General features: G+C 43.2%; 13 protein-coding genes. 6 read left to right on the forward strand and 7 right to left on the reverse strand.

The window, feature by feature from the left end:
- Positions 1-57 precede the first annotated feature (57 nt).
- Positions 58-888: a peptidoglycan recognition protein family protein gene (locus QT998_RS00785; protein WP_194067461.1), complete on the reverse strand. Its 831-nt coding sequence runs from the start codon at positions 886-888 to the stop codon at positions 58-60.
- 738 nt (positions 889-1,626) lie between these two features.
- Here QT998_RS00785 and QT998_RS00790 point away from each other — a divergent pair.
- A complete protein-coding gene (locus QT998_RS00790; protein WP_333092761.1) occupies positions 1,627-2,925 on the forward strand; it encodes an NB-ARC domain-containing protein in 1,299 nt (432 codons plus the stop codon).
- Positions 2,926-3,258: 333 nt separating this feature from the next.
- Here QT998_RS00790 and larC read toward each other — a convergent pair whose 3' ends face one another.
- Complete coding sequence (gene larC, locus QT998_RS00795; protein WP_333113561.1) at positions 3,259-4,674, reverse strand: nickel pincer cofactor biosynthesis protein LarC; 1,416 nt, start codon at positions 4,672-4,674, stop codon at positions 3,259-3,261.
- Between the two features lie 75 nt (positions 4,675-4,749).
- Here larC and QT998_RS00800 point away from each other — a divergent pair, with 75 nt between their 5' ends.
- The gene (locus tag QT998_RS00800; RefSeq protein WP_194067464.1) at positions 4,750-5,415 is read left to right on the forward strand and encodes an L-threonylcarbamoyladenylate synthase; all 666 of its coding nucleotides are present in this window, start codon (positions 4,750-4,752) and stop codon (positions 5,413-5,415) included.
- A 253-nt stretch (positions 5,416-5,668) separates the two neighbouring features.
- On the opposite strand, the gene QT998_RS00805 is transcribed toward QT998_RS00800, so the two are convergent.
- The gene (locus tag QT998_RS00805; RefSeq protein WP_194012269.1) at positions 5,669-5,953 is read right to left on the reverse strand and encodes a DUF427 domain-containing protein; all 285 of its coding nucleotides are present in this window, start codon (positions 5,951-5,953) and stop codon (positions 5,669-5,671) included.
- 101 nt (positions 5,954-6,054) lie between these two features.
- On the opposite strand from QT998_RS00805, the gene recQ reads away from it, so the two are divergent.
- Positions 6,055-8,250 (forward strand): DNA helicase RecQ, encoded by a 2,196-nt coding sequence (gene recQ / locus QT998_RS00810; RefSeq protein ID WP_333113558.1) that lies wholly within the window; start codon positions 6,055-6,057, stop codon positions 8,248-8,250.
- 530 nt (positions 8,251-8,780) lie between these two features.
- On the opposite strand, the gene QT998_RS00815 is transcribed toward recQ, so the two are convergent.
- Positions 8,781-9,008, reverse strand: a complete 228-nt coding sequence (locus QT998_RS00815; protein ID WP_333092764.1) for a type II toxin-antitoxin system HicA family toxin — start codon at positions 9,006-9,008, stop codon at positions 8,781-8,783.
- A complete protein-coding gene (locus QT998_RS00820) occupies positions 9,001-9,210 on the reverse strand; it encodes a type II toxin-antitoxin system HicB family antitoxin (protein ID WP_333092765.1) in 210 nt (69 codons plus the stop codon). Before QT998_RS00820 ends, QT998_RS00815 begins: the two co-directional genes overlap by 8 nt.
- 57 nt (positions 9,211-9,267) lie before the next feature.
- Here QT998_RS00820 and QT998_RS00825 point away from each other — a divergent pair, with 57 nt between their 5' ends.
- Entirely contained in the window at positions 9,268-10,035 is a 768-nt protein-coding gene (locus tag QT998_RS00825) for a Panacea domain-containing protein (RefSeq protein WP_333092766.1), read from the forward strand.
- A gap of 175 nt (positions 10,036-10,210) precedes the next feature.
- Here the strand turns inward: QT998_RS00825 and QT998_RS00830 are convergent, their stop codons facing one another.
- Both QT998_RS00830 and QT998_RS00835 read right to left on the reverse strand, forming a co-directional pair.
- The gene (locus QT998_RS00830) at positions 10,211-10,822 is read right to left on the reverse strand and encodes a hypothetical protein (RefSeq protein ID WP_333092767.1); all 612 of its coding nucleotides are present in this window, start codon (positions 10,820-10,822) and stop codon (positions 10,211-10,213) included.
- Positions 10,823-11,014: 192 nt separating this feature from the next.
- A complete protein-coding gene (locus tag QT998_RS00835) occupies positions 11,015-11,560 on the reverse strand; it encodes a hypothetical protein (RefSeq protein ID WP_333092768.1) in 546 nt (181 codons plus the stop codon).
- A 196-nt stretch (positions 11,561-11,756) separates the two neighbouring features.
- Between QT998_RS00835 and QT998_RS00840 the strand changes: the two genes are divergently transcribed.
- Together QT998_RS00840 and xth are read left to right on the forward strand one after the other, a co-directional pair.
- A complete protein-coding gene (locus QT998_RS00840; RefSeq protein WP_333113556.1) occupies positions 11,757-13,163 on the forward strand; it encodes an NB-ARC domain-containing protein in 1,407 nt (468 codons plus the stop codon).
- Positions 13,160-13,945, forward strand: a complete 786-nt coding sequence (gene xth / locus QT998_RS00845; protein WP_333113555.1) for an exodeoxyribonuclease III — start codon at positions 13,160-13,162, stop codon at positions 13,943-13,945. Before QT998_RS00840 ends, xth begins: the two co-directional genes overlap by 4 nt.
- Positions 13,946-13,967: the final 22 nt, after the last annotated feature.

Consider the following 13,967-nt stretch of genomic DNA (forward strand, 5'->3'; position numbering starts at 1 on the left):
TCCTCAATTTTGAGACTACTGATTCATATTCACTAGAAGCATTTATTTTACATAGCCTTACAGCCGTGCTTTAACGGCTTGTCGAAGGTCTTTTAGCCGAGCTTCTCCCATGCCTGGACAAATTGTATCGACTCGATCGCGGTGTCCAATAATACGGGGAAGACTCTTAGGGGAAGGTTCTCTATCCTTATCAATTGGTGTAGAGACTAAAGTCGTTGGATCAGTAATCCCAATTTTTTTACATAGCTGGGTACACAATGCAACGGTAGAGTCAAATTGCTCATCTGTGATATTGCTTCCCGACAGATGGAAAGACCCTTCCATTGCAATTCCAAAACCATCATTAAATACATCATGTGCACCTTTTTTGCTGTTGGGACGGCCTTCATAGATACGACCACTAGGCATGATCACATAATGATAGCCAATGTCACTAAAGTTTTGGGGAGACTTCATTTCTGATGCTTGAATATCTCTCATTCTTTGTTCTTCAGTGGCTTGACTCGCTGTAACAAACAAAGTTGGAAAGACAGTATGATGTATGGTGATACGTTTCGGACTAGGAAGATCAGCTAAGGAATTGTTCGGTGGTTTTGCTCCCCAAACCCTTCGAGAAATGATTTTTATCTCGCCGCTTTCCAGACGAAGCGTAATTTCTGCGCGATCCTGATCCGACGCAATGACCTCAATCTTGCGATCGCCTGTTTGATTAAAAATCAAGGTAATTTCCCATTTACCTCCTTGGACGCGAGGACGTGCCACTTCAAATTTGTCATCAACTAAGATTAACAACTCATCTCCGTCGTCTACGTTAGTGGTAGTTCCCTTTAAAACAAAGGGTTCGGATGTGTTGGCTTTTGGGGGAAACTCAGTAATTCTTACAGACATAATAAACTCCTGTGAACTTATAGCAGGTCGAACAGTTGATGTTTAAAATCAGCCCTACTCTCAACTCATAAAGATGTTTGAAGGTAAAGAAAGTATGCTTTCTTAGAAATTAGAGCTTGAGTAACCGATTTCAATCTAAGTTAATCATGATTTCAGAACTATGGGTCACAAGTTACGCCCAAACAGATGCTCAAGCGGTCTAACTTATAATTGCGTCGCAGATGCAGTAAAAGACTCTTCCTAGTCGGTTTATTCCGCACACCAGCGGTTTATTGAACAGTCTTAACAACTTGTTCTCTGACGTAACTTAAAGAATAAACTACCCCGATCGCCCTGCCGGTGAGAAAAAGTGACAAGCTTTTGTACGGCTGAAATCATCAGTTTTGAATAGCCGGAACACCTTCTGATCTGCCTTAACTCAAAGAATAAACCACCCCGATCGCCCTGCCGGTGAGAAAAAGTGACATAGTTGTGTAAACTTACGTAAATTCACTCAATCGATTTGAGATTTGACATCTGAGATTGTGGAATTAACCTCTTCCCAAATCCGGCTTAAATATCCCTCTTACTTCTTAGTCCGCATTGGCGGACTTTGTTTGTGTAAACCTGGTTTCAACCGCCGAATATAAAAGGGACTACGTTGCGGTTAATTAAGTAAATTTGTTTTCTATCCTGAAAAGCAACCCCCACTCAGAATAATCGGTAAATCTACTGAATTAATCAATCAAAATAACAACTATGACAGCAGAAGAAGCGATCGCCCTAATCGACCATCTGTTACAATCTCTTAAGAAAAAGCAAAAACTCAATGACATTCAATCCCTCGTATTTCTGGAAACTTGGGAAGGACACTCTTATCAAGAGATAGCCGATCGCTTACTTTACGAACCTGACTATATAAAACACGTCGGTTCGCATTTGTGGCGAAATCTCTCTCAAATCATCGGCGAAAAAGTCTCAAAGCAAAATCTGCAAGCAGTCTTGCGCCGCTACCAGCATGGCCGCGCATCAGATAACTGCATCCAAGACTGGGGAGAAGCGATCGATGTTTCCGAATTTTACAACCGACAACAGGAACTCGAAACATTAGAAACTTGGATTAGCGGCAATTCTACTCGTCTGATCGGTATTTTTGGACTTGGCGGTATCGGCAAAACTTCTCTGTCTGTCAAATTCGCTCAGCAAATTCAATCTCAGTTTGAATTTGCGATTTGGCGGAGTTTGCAGCAAGCACCAACCTTAGATGTTATCCTCAGCAATATTTTGCCGATATTAACTAATTCAGAACACACAAACAACCACTCTATTGATGCTCTCATGGAACAGTTGCGGCAAAAACGCTGTTTGTTAATTTTCGACAATTTGGAGTCGATTTTGCAAGGTGGAAATCGCAGCGGACAATATCAACAAGGCTATGAAGATTACCGACAGTTGTTGGCGCGCATTGCTGACGAACCGCACCGAAGTTGTCTGATTTTAACTGGAAGAGAACAACCGGGCGGCTTTGCTGTGCGATCGGGCGAAAATTTACCCGTGCGATCGCTCAAACTATTCGGAGTTTCACCGCCAGTATGCCAGCAACTCCTCGCGGCCAAAGGATTAAAGGCAACGCTATTGCAGTGTCAAGATATTGTCAACTACTTTGGCGGCAATCCCCTCGCCCTCAAACTTGCTGCAACGACGATTAAAACACTTTTTGGCGGTGATATTCACGCATTTTTAGTGCAAGGAAATACTGTTTTTAGCGATTTGTGGGATTTGCTCGATCGCCAGTTCGATCGCTTGTCTCCCCTGCAACAAAAAATTATGTACTGGATCGCCATTAATCAAGAAGGAGCGACCCCTGCGAAGTTAAAAACGGAAATTTTGCCCAAAGTTTCGGGAAGGCACCTGATGGAAGCATTGGAGGCGCTGGCTGAACGATCGCTCATCGAAGATCGGCGATCGCTCAATGATACCGCATCAACAAGTTTAATGCTACAGCCTGCGATCGTCGAGTATGTCAGAGAACGCTCGATCCAAACTGCTGAGCAATAAACGATCGCAAACAAACTTAACTCATGAAAACTCATGTTTTAATTGAATCCCAAACCCAAGACTAGATCGGCGACTCATAAATTCAACTGATTTTGTATCCTTTAATAGAACGTCTATTAACCCATTTTGAAACTGCAATTTCAACTCAAACAGCATCTCGGCAATATTTTAGCTTGGTTGCGCGATCGAAAAGCAAACCCGACAGATTATACTGCGGTTAATCTGCTGAATTTATCCAGTCAGAAACCGGGCTTTTTACGAAAATACTGCGTTGTGGCCCGCAGATTCGGTATAAAAACCCGGTTTCTTTGTCGGAGTGCGATCGCGAACTGATTAAGTGCGATCGTACCAACTTTGCAGCGCCAACCGGTGAACTTCGCGCCAGCTAATGTTTTTCACTCGCGCAATTTCCGCACAATCTTCGTATTCCGGCTGCACGTTAACAATCGTTTGTCCAGACTTAGCAACTTTTATTTGCACTTTGCCGTACTCTGTTGTAACTTTCTGGATTTCTCGATCCAAAATCGTTCTTTGTTGAGTCGAGATTCTAATTCCCAAAGTAGTAGTTTCGCGAAAGATCGCAGCTTCGCAAGCATCCTGAAATTCGGGATGACAAATCGCAGTTAACAAAACCCCCAGCCGCGACTTTTTCATCACAATTGGCGCAGTAAAAACATCCAGAGCTCCGCAGGCAAACAAAGCATCAAAAACATAGCCGATCGCCTGCGGACTCAAATCATCAATTTGCGTTTCCAAAACACAAATTGTTTCCTGCGAATTGGTAATTGGTAATTGGGAATCGGGAATAGGGAATAGGGAATTAGTAGCCGTCTTTCTCCCACTCTCCCACTCTCCCCCTCTCCCCCTCTCCGCCTCTTCCTTCTCCCCAATCCAGAGGCGCAAAATATTAGGAATTGCCAGATTTCGAGAACCCGCACCCAATCCGATCGCCTGAAGCTGCATCGGCGGCGGCGGGCCAAAAGCAGCAGCGAAAGTACAGGCGATCGCAGTTCCCGTAGGAGTGCACAATTCGCGATCGATCCCGTTGCTATAAACCGGCACTCGGTGCGTTTCCCACAACCGCATCACAGCAGGCGTGGGTACAGCCAACCTACCGTGGGCGGCCTTCACCGTACCCCCACCAGTCGGCATCGGCGAAAAGTAAAACTCGTCAATATCCAACCAATCCAAACCCAAACAAGTACCGACAATATCAATAATTGCATCCGTAGCCCCCACCTCGTGAAAGTGAACCTCGCTTGGGGGGATACCATGTACTGCAGCCTCTGCATCTGCTAATTTGCCAAATACGGCCAAACTCCAAGCTTCCACGCGCGGAGGCAATTTTGCAGAGATAATAATCTGCTCAATTTCTGGCAAATGGCGCTGATGACTGTGGCTAATTTCGGCATCTGCTTCGCCGTGACTGTGAGAATGTTCTTCCCCGTGATGGTGGTGGTGGCGGTTGTCGAAAGTCGGCGATTCAGTTTCCGAGGGATCGAGGGCGGAGTCAGCAGCCGGATTGTTTGATTTTAAGGGCAAATCGGCAGCTATATCGACATAAAATTTAGTTGCTTGTTGAGTGTTCCGCTGGACTAATTCCGCCCGCAATTGGTACTCTGTCGAAATGCCGAGTAAGTTGAGTTTTTCGATTAGGTAGTCTAAGGGAACGCCCGCGTGGAGTAGGGCTCCGATACACATATCGCCAGCAATGCCGGTGGGACAGTCAAAATAAGCTATTTTATTCACTATTAGCAATTAATTTTCAACATTGATTGTTTTAGCACATTTGTCGATCGCCCACTTAGCCTACAAAATCTTAACATGGCAATTATTTACGGACTGCATCCAGTTGCACCCCAAAAAGACAGGATCGAGAAGATTGCAAAAGCTCTTAAAGATGGAGCAGTGATGCTTTATCCCACAGATACAGTTTACGCGATCGGCTGCGATCTCAACTCCAAATCAGCCGTAGAACGAGTCAGGCGGATCAAGCAACTATCCAATGATAAGCCTTTAACGTTCCTGTGTTCTTCACTGTCAAATATCACCGAGTATGCGAGTGTCACGGATGAAGCATATCGAATTATCAAGCGGTTAATCCCCGGCCCTTACACATTTGTGCTACCAGCTACCAAGTTAGTGCCCAAATTGGTAATGAGTCCAAAACGCAAAACCACAGGTATTCGTGTTCCCGACCACCCGCTTTGTTTTGCACTTGTGGAAGCCTTGGGAAATCCAATTATTTCCACATCCGCTCACATTACCACTGATGAAGAAGGTACAGCAGCAGTGCCGTCTGGAAAAGAAGAAAGCTTTGGCAAAGCTGAACTTTTTGATTGTTTTTTAAAGTTAGTAGATATCATTGTCGATGATGATTCCGATCCCGGTCATCACATTTCTACCATTCTCGATTTAACAGCAAGTGAACCAATTGTTGTTCGTCGCGGCTTGGGATGGGAAGCAGCCGCTGGTTGGGTAAAAGATTAAAATTTGAGGGGGCGGCTTAAGTGCAAAAATCGCACAAAACCCGCCCCAAATTTTTAACTCATCCACTCGTGTGATATCGTTTCCGATTGCATCGGTATTGTTCAAATATTCAAATATTCAAATATTCAAATGTCCAAACAGTCAACAGCCAACAGTTATTTCTGATTGCATTGATCTTGTCCAAATGTCCAAATATTTAAACAGTCAACAGTCAACAGTCAACAATTATTTCTGAATTCAACCGGAATTGATATCAAGCCTCAACCTTAACTCCTTTCCAAAAAGCAACATATCCTGCAATATTCTTAGCAGCATCTTTTGGAGTAGGATAGTACCAAGCAGCATCTTTATTCACTTCCCCGCCGACTTCCACACTGTAGTAACTAGCAACACCTTTCCAACCGCAAGTAGTGTGAGTGCTGCTATCTTTGAAATACTCGCGGTTGATTGCATCCGCCGGGAAATAATAGTTGTTGTCCACAACTTCGCACTTATCGCTTTCTGCCAAAACGGCACCATTCCAAATTGCTTTCGGCATCGGTTTCTCTGGTTAAATTTAGATTCTCAAATATTGTAACTGTAATTGTGCTCAAAAGACCTAGAATAGGGTAGAAGTCAACAACCAATTACTACAAATAAATGTCAGGGTCGAATCCGCCAACATCTCTCGCGCCCTCATCCCTCGAACAATCCCTCAAACATTTTTTTGGCTATGACTCTTTCCGCACCGGGCAGCGGGAAATTGTCGAAGCTGCTTTACAAAAACGCGATATGATGATTGTCATGCCGACTGGCGGTGGCAAGTCTTTGTGTTTTCAATTACCGGCTTTGTTGAAACCGGGATTGACTGTGGTTGTTTCGCCGCTGATTGCTCTGATGCAAGACCAGGTGGAAGCTTTGCAGGATAATGGCATTGGGGCGACTTTTCTCAACAGCACTTTGAGCGCGATAGAAACTCGATCGCGCCAAACAGCAATTCTCGAAGGTAAAATTAAATTGCTGTACGTTGCGCCCGAAAGATTGTTGGGTGAAAGATTTTTGCCGTTTTTGGATATAGTAGCAGAAAAGTTAGGAATTTCGGCATTTGCGATCGACGAAGCCCACTGCGTTTCGGAATGGGGACACGACTTTCGACCAGAATACAGGCAAATGCAGCGAGTGCGCGATCGCTACCCAAACATCCCCATTATGGGACTCACCGCCACTGCCACCGAGCGCGTCCGTGAAGACATCATCCAGCAGCTAAATCTACGAAATCCCTACATCCACGTCGCCAGCTTCAACCGCCCCAATTTATACTACGAAGTTCGCCCCAAAACCAAACACAGTTTTGCCCAAGTTTTGCAAATCATCCAAAAAAAAGGCGGTTCAGGAATCATCTACTGTCTCAGCCGCAAAAAAGTTGACGAAGTTGCCTACAAATTGCAACAAAGCGGCATCCAAGCTTTACCCTATCACGCCGGCATGAGCGATAGCGATCGCACAACCAACCAAACCCGCTTCATTCGCGACGACGTACAAGTAATGGTAGCAACAGTCGCCTTCGGTATGGGAATCAACAAACCCGACGTAAGGTTTGTAATTCACCACGACTTACCCAAAAATCTCGAAGGATACTATCAAGAATCAGGCCGCGCAGGCCGAGACAACGAACCATCCCATTGCACCTTATTTTTTGGATTCGGCGATGTCAAAACCATCGAATACATCATTGAGCAAAAACCAGACGAACAAGAACAAAGAATAGCCCGCCAACAGTTACGGCGAGTAATTAACTATGCAGAATCCAGCGAGTGCCGCCGCACAGTCCAATTAAATTATTTTGGCGATTCATTTCCAGGCAATTGTGGCAATTGCGACAACTGTTGCAACAAAAAACCAGTTGAAGATTGGACAATAGAAGCAATGAAATTTCTTTCCTGCATCGCGAGATGCCAAGAGAAATTCGGCATGAATCATATTATCGACGTACTGCGCGGCTCAAAAAATCAAAAAATATTGCAATACCAGCACCAGCAACTTTCTACTTACGGCATTGGCAAAGACAGAAGTGCAGAGGATTGGAAAAGATTGAGCCGTTCGCTGATCAATCAAGGTTTGTTAGACGAAAAAACCGACGGTTTTCCCATCTTGAAACTCAACGAAAAAAGTTGGGAAATCATGAAACGCCAGCGAACTGTTGAAATTGCCATAGAAGCACAGCGGGAAGTACAGGGAAGAGTGCGGTCTTTGGCTGTAGAAGTCGAAGGTTTATTTGCCATACTTCGCACGCTGCGAAAACAAATTGCTGATGAACAATTTGTGCCGCCTTACGTAGTTTTTGCCGATAGAAGCTTGCGAGACATGGCTGAAAAACGCCCGCAAAATCTCACCGAATTTGAGGATGTTTACGGCGTTGGTAGCAACAAACGAAATAAGTACGGCAAGGTTTTTTTAGAGGCAATTCACACTTTTTGTAAAGAACAAGGATTGTCCACAGGTGCTGCACCTTCTGATGTGGTTAATCCTCCCAATCTTGCTAATGTTCCGTCTTATTCGCAGATGCAAACCTGGGAATTGCACAAGCAAGGTGTGACTGTAGAAGTTATCGCAGAAATGCGGGGGATGAGCCAGAATACTATTGCGGGACATTTGGTAGAATTGATGGATACGGGCCGGGAAGTTGATATAAATTTGTTGGTGGAATCGGAACGCCAGCAGGCTATTGTACACGCTATTGAAGTTATTGGAGATGAACGGTTGAGAGCGATTTATGATTTTTTACAAGAATGTTATACGTTTGAGGAGATTAAGTTTGTGCGGGCTTGGTGGCGGCAAAATTATGTTAGTTTTTAACCGCAGATGTTGGCTGATAGACGCTGATGATTAATGGATTGGAGGGGGAAATGAGCATCAATAAAGTAGATTTTTTAGATTTTCCTAGAGTGGCTTTTTGAACTAATCTATTTTTCTGATTTGGCCTTACTGGTTGGGGTATCTGGTGTTGACAAAATTAAAATATTTAAAGGAATTTTGAGGTTGACAAAAATAGCGAATGGTGTTTCGTTAAATGGCTGAGGGCGGGATATTAGATTTTCGACAATTGATGAGGATGTGGAGTACAAATGGCAAGGGAAGTTTGAAACAAAAAGTGACGCGAGGGGAATTGTCGGATCTAAAATCCGGCTGAGGGTTATAAGGTTGTGTTTTCTAGTAAGGGTTATGATGAGGCACAGTATTGGCTTTTAGAGGATGAGTATGAAGCCGTGGAAGGGCGGCGCAGAGTGTCGGAGTTGGTTTGAATGATACAGTTCCCAGAGGTTGCGCTTTTTGACAATTTGGGATGTAAGGGCGATCGCGTATCAGAGAAACCGGGTTATTGACAGTTATAAATTCGCGATAAACTCATCAGGTGTGACCTTTGCTTGCTTTAGAACACCGCTGAGTGTACCAATTTTTAACTCGCGGTGGAGTGGCACAACGCAAACAATTTCTCCGTCTGGAAGAGGTTTTTTGAGGACAATATGGCTACCCGTTTGCCTAGCTTGATAGAATCCTAAACGTTCTAATACACTAATTACTTCTAGGCTTGATATTCTGGGCAATCTAGGCATAGCTAACTTCTATGCTAGTTACAAACCTGGGACTTATTTTTGGTAAGGGACATTCTTCGAGATAGAGTTTTGTAGCTTGTTTGAGATTGGCGATCGCTTCTTCTATGGTTTCGCCTTGGTCAACTGTGCCGACTTCGGGACATTCGGCAATATACATATCTTCTTCTTTGTAAATGATGGCTGTGAAGCTTTGAGTGCTCATAGGTTTTTTGCTTCAATCATCAGAGGTTGCTTAGTTTCTATTTCCAGTTTATCTCGGATGGATTTTTTTTGCAAGTATAGGGGCAAAAGTGCGATCGCACTTTTTGACAATTTGGGATGTAAGGGCGATCGCCTTTACGTAATTATTCTGCACTGTTTGCTACAATTATTTAAGTTAGCTCTCAGAACTGCCATGACTCAAGCTACCTCAATCACAACTGAATATCAAATAACTGTAAGTTCTCCAGTCTGGCAAAGAGTTGAGGAAATTGCCGGAGAATTTAACTTGTCAGTTTCTGAACTATTGGAACAGATAGGCGAAGGTCAACTGAAAGTTGTTGCGGTTCCAGCTAATTCGGACAAATTGAGCGATCGAGATATTGCAAATGCTTTCATCTGGTTAGCCACGCAAACTGATGTAGCAATCAACGTCTACAAGCTACAAAAACTCATGTACTACGCTCAAGCTTGGTATTTAGGAGTTTACGGTAAGCCGCTATTTGATGCAGATTTTCAAGCATGGATTCACGGGCCGGTGATTCCTGATTTATTAGACAAGTATCAACACCAATTTAGTTGGGAACCAATTACAGAGAAAATCGAACAACCGAAACTTCCCCAAAAAATTGGGCAATTTATCGAAGAAGTTGCCGAGGCATATTTTGAGTATGATGATGAAACTTTGGAACGAATGATTTGCAGTGAAATGCCTTGGCTGGAAGCGAGAGGGGATTTGCCGAGAGACGAATCTTGTGATGCGATTATTTCTCAAGAGTCGATGAAAAAATATTATTCGGCCCGTGTCAAAGAAGAAACCTCAGTCTAAAATTGTCCCTTGTCAACGGAAACCGCCGGAAAGTCTGGGATTTTCGTTCAAGTACCTGCAAACTCAGAATGAAAAATTCTCAATTCGCGATCGGGATTTGATTAGATAATCATCAGGTTAGCTTTAACAGTGAGAAATTTATCTATATAGCTATGATAGGAAATTTTGATTTTTTTTAGCTCCAATATTTTAATGCTTTATCGTATGCTTTCATTACTATTTCAGAATTGCTATGTAGCGAAAGATGCCGGGTCCGGGTATAGCACTCACATGAAAAAATATAATTGATTGAGTAGCCTTCTCGTAGGTCTTTCGCAATCCCTAATTTCCCACATTCAGGGCAGGTAGCCCAATAATGGTTCTCTGAGTGATATATAAAATCTCCTTCAACATGACCCGTGATCTCGTAAAAAAGAACTGAGTATACCTCGGCACCCCCTGCAACAAAGGCATTTGAGTATGCCCAGTCTTCAGAAATAGGCCAAGCGAATCCACCCTGGTCTAAGTATACTCGGTCGCCAGTTTTATAAGCTAATTGTTCACATTTCCACTTTGCATCCTCTTCGTGTGCAATTTTTGCATTAGGCTTAATCTCGACCCATAAAGCTAAATCAACTATCCACAAATCAGGTATATATTGCTTTCCATCTGGAAGCTCAAACATCTGTGGTTCGTACTCCCATTTCACTCCTAGCTCATCCCAGAAGACAGCCCATTGAGCCTCTAACTTAGATCTGAATGTCACCCCATTGTATCTAGTTCGTCTTGCTTCTATATCTCTAGCCATCTTGTATTCCCCTTAGTATTCTACAGGACTGCCATTTTCTATTCTGTCTCCATTCAACTAATTTCCCTAAAGAGAGGGTAGCTTTCCATACTACAATTAGTTTATAATTCCCCAAATTAGTTCAGTTAGCTTTACGCTATTGAGATGATAACATCTAAAATGAAAATAATCGCAATCAGGTTTACCAGTACCTTATCGATCGCAAATTATACTATCACCACCTTTTGCATAGCACTCTTGTATCATTTTTTGCCTTTGGTTCTCAAATTGTTCACCCCTTCGCATTTCATCTTCAAATGTCCAATCTTGTGAATTTTCCAAGGAAATAATCCCCGAATCAATAGCCCCCCATCCAATAATTCCCATCAATATTATTCCAAATATAAAAACAAAACCAGCTCCTGAATCTTTCGGATCGTTTGAAATCATCCATAACATTAAGACTAAATGACCTAAAATACCTGATGATAAACCTCCATAAGGGACAAAAAGTAGGAAAAAGTTTAGAGCTATATAAGCTATGCAAACCTTTACTAGAAACTTATATTTTTTAGGCTGTTGAGATAAGGGATCTGAATATTTTAAGGGATTTTTATTACTCACTAGGCACTTGAGCAAGTAAAAAAATACAAAAAATCCCAGTATTCCTACTATCATTCCGACTAAAATATACCCAGCCATTACATATTCTAAACCAGGGAAACCTGAAAATATCCACTTACCAAGCGCTCTTTCCATAAGTATTTTTAATTTATGATTAGCATGAATTATTATTTCCTAAATGCTAAAGTTTGTCAAGGCCTATAAAGTCATATTTAGTAGGAACTTTCTCTTAATGGTCAGGCCATAAAAAGTCACATTTAGGTGGTCAAGTTTGAAAAAGTTATGCCTACTTAGGTTATAATTAGCTCAACCCCTTGCATATACGTGACCGATGGACGTTGAAGAAGCTTTAGAATTTGTTGACCATCTAGCTTTGACTACTACGGGAAAACACTTAGATAGTCTGCAAAAAGCTATATTACGTGGTGCTTGGAACAATCAGAAATATAAAGAAATTGCACAGCATCACAACCGTTCAGAGAAATACGTTAAAGAGGTTGGCTTTAAATTATGGAAACTTTTATCAGTTGCATTAGGCAAGGAACAAGTATCTAAAGCAAATTTTAGAGCCAAACTGGAAAATTTACAAGCTTCTAATATTGTCTCACTCGTCGGGAATGGCTGTATCCATATTGGCAACCTCTCTTCTGAAAGTTTGCCCTCCCCAGAAGTCTCACAATCTGAACCGCAAGACAAGAATAAATTTAACGAAAAAACAAGCAATTCCGAACGGAAAATACATTTAGATTTAGCTGATGCACCAGAACCCAACCTATTCTATAACCGCACATCCGAACTCACCACGCTCGAAAACTGGATTTTAGGCCGCACCCGCCTCATCACCATCTTAGGCTTATCCGGTATTGGCAAAACCGCCCTTACTCTCCAACTAATCTCACAAATTCAACACGAATTCGATCGCATCATCTGGCGAAGTCTCCGCAACTCTCCACCCCTGGCATCACTCCAAACCGACTTAATTAAATTCTGTAGGGGCGATGCCCCCGTGCCCGTTCCCTATCCCGAAGAAACGGCAACCACGGGGGGATTGCCCCTACTAGAATATTTACGATCGCACCGCTGTCTCCTAATCCTCGATGATATCCAAACCATTTTCAGCAGCGGACAACTCGCAGGAAATTACCAACCTGGATATGAAAATTACGGCGCATTCTTCAAACAAATAACAGAATCATCCCACAACAGTTGCTTAATCCTCCTGAGTTGGGAAAAACCCAGAGAAATCGCCGCCTTAGAAGGTGAAAACCGCCCCTGCAAATCTCTGCAACTCAACGCTTTAGGCCCGGAAGCACAAGAAATATTCAGAGAAAAAGGATTAGCAGAACCGGAAAAATGGTCACAACTAATCGACCTTTACCGAGGCAATCCCTTATGGTTAAATATAATTGCCACATTAATTCAAGACTTGTTCGGCGGCAGCGTTTCCGAATTCCTCTCCTATGATACCCTGTTTTTAGGTGACTTAGAATCACTATTGCAGCAGCAGTGCGATCGCCTAACAGCATCCGAACAACAAGTTATCTCTTGGCTAGCAAGTGCGATCGAACCAGCAGACATCTCAAACAAGCCAGACAACCTGCAACTATCACCGCCAGAACTCTTGAAAGTCATGCAATCTTTAGGACGACGGTCATTAGTTGAAACAGTCAAACAAAACGGGCGATCGCACTTCACGATCGAGCCAGCAATCAGAGAGTACATAACAAACAAAAAATGAAAATCGCTACCTGGAACGTCAACTCAATTCGCACCCGCATCGAACACGTTACTAACTGGTTGCAAACCAACCAAATAGACATTCTCTGCTTGCAAGAAACCAAAGTCACAGACAAAGACTTCCCCCTAGAACCCTTCACCAATCTCGGCTACAACTGCTATATTTCCGGTCAAAAATCCTACAACGGCGTCGCTATTTTTAGCCGATCGCCCCTAACGCAAATCAGCAGCGGATTTGCCCCCCTTCTCGGCGACGAAACCACAGGTATTTTTGACGAACAAAAACGCCTCATCGCCGGGATTATCGACGATATTTGCATTATTTGCGTATACGTTCCCAACGGTTCCGAAGTTGGCAGCGAGAAATATGAGTACAAGCTAAAGTGGCTCAAACTGCTGCAAGAATACCTCAAAATAGCACTAGATAAATTCCCCAACTTGTGCATTTGCGGCGACTTCAACATCGTCCCGGACGATCGAGATATCCACAATCCCAAAGCCAATGCTAACTCCGTCGGCTTGTCTGTTGCCGAGCGCCTCGCACTCACAGAAATCATAGAATTAGGATTAAACGACCCCTTTCGGAAATTCACCACAGAAGGCGGTCATTATAGCTGGTGGGACTACCGCGCTGCCGCATTTCCCCGCAACAATGGTTGGAGAATCGACCACCATTATCTCAGCCCTCCCCTGTACGAACAAGCAAAAAACTGTACAATAGACATTGCTCCCAGAAAATTAATCAAACCCAGCGACCACGCCCCCGTAATTGTCGAAATTTGATTTATAAGTTATAAGGTTAATA

This window comes from Microcoleus sp. S1D4 (assembly GCF_036700765.1).
Classification (GTDB): Bacteria; Cyanobacteriota; Cyanobacteriia; order Cyanobacteriales; family Microcoleaceae; genus Microcoleus.

Bases quoted from the DNA above. Each gene is read 5' to 3' on its own strand.
- QT998_RS00785 (WP_194067461.1), bottom strand. From the start codon at position 888: ATGTCTGTAAGAATTACTGAGTTTCCCCCAAAAGCCAACACATCCGAA.
- QT998_RS00790 (WP_333092761.1), top strand. From the start codon at position 1,627: ATGACAGCAGAAGAAGCGATCGCCCTAATCGACCATCTGTTACAATCT.
- QT998_RS00800 (WP_194067464.1), top strand. From the start codon at position 4,750: ATGGCAATTATTTACGGACTGCATCCAGTTGCACCCCAAAAAGACAGG.
- QT998_RS00805 (WP_194012269.1), bottom strand. From the start codon at position 5,953: ATGCCGAAAGCAATTTGGAATGGTGCCGTTTTGGCAGAAAGCGATAAG.
- recQ (WP_333113558.1), top strand. From the start codon at position 6,055: ATGTCAGGGTCGAATCCGCCAACATCTCTCGCGCCCTCATCCCTCGAA.
- QT998_RS00815 (WP_333092764.1), bottom strand. From the start codon at position 9,008: ATGCCTAGATTGCCCAGAATATCAAGCCTAGAAGTAATTAGTGTATTA.
- QT998_RS00820 (WP_333092765.1), bottom strand. From the start codon at position 9,210: ATGAGCACTCAAAGCTTCACAGCCATCATTTACAAAGAAGAAGATATG.
- QT998_RS00825 (WP_333092766.1), top strand. From the start codon at position 9,268: ATGGATTTTTTTTGCAAGTATAGGGGCAAAAGTGCGATCGCACTTTTT.
- QT998_RS00830 (WP_333092767.1), bottom strand. From the start codon at position 10,822: ATGGCTAGAGATATAGAAGCAAGACGAACTAGATACAATGGGGTGACA.
- QT998_RS00835 (WP_333092768.1), bottom strand. From the start codon at position 11,560: ATGGAAAGAGCGCTTGGTAAGTGGATATTTTCAGGTTTCCCTGGTTTA.
- QT998_RS00840 (WP_333113556.1), top strand. From the start codon at position 11,757: ATGGACGTTGAAGAAGCTTTAGAATTTGTTGACCATCTAGCTTTGACT.
- xth (WP_333113555.1), top strand. From the start codon at position 13,160: ATGAAAATCGCTACCTGGAACGTCAACTCAATTCGCACCCGCATCGAA.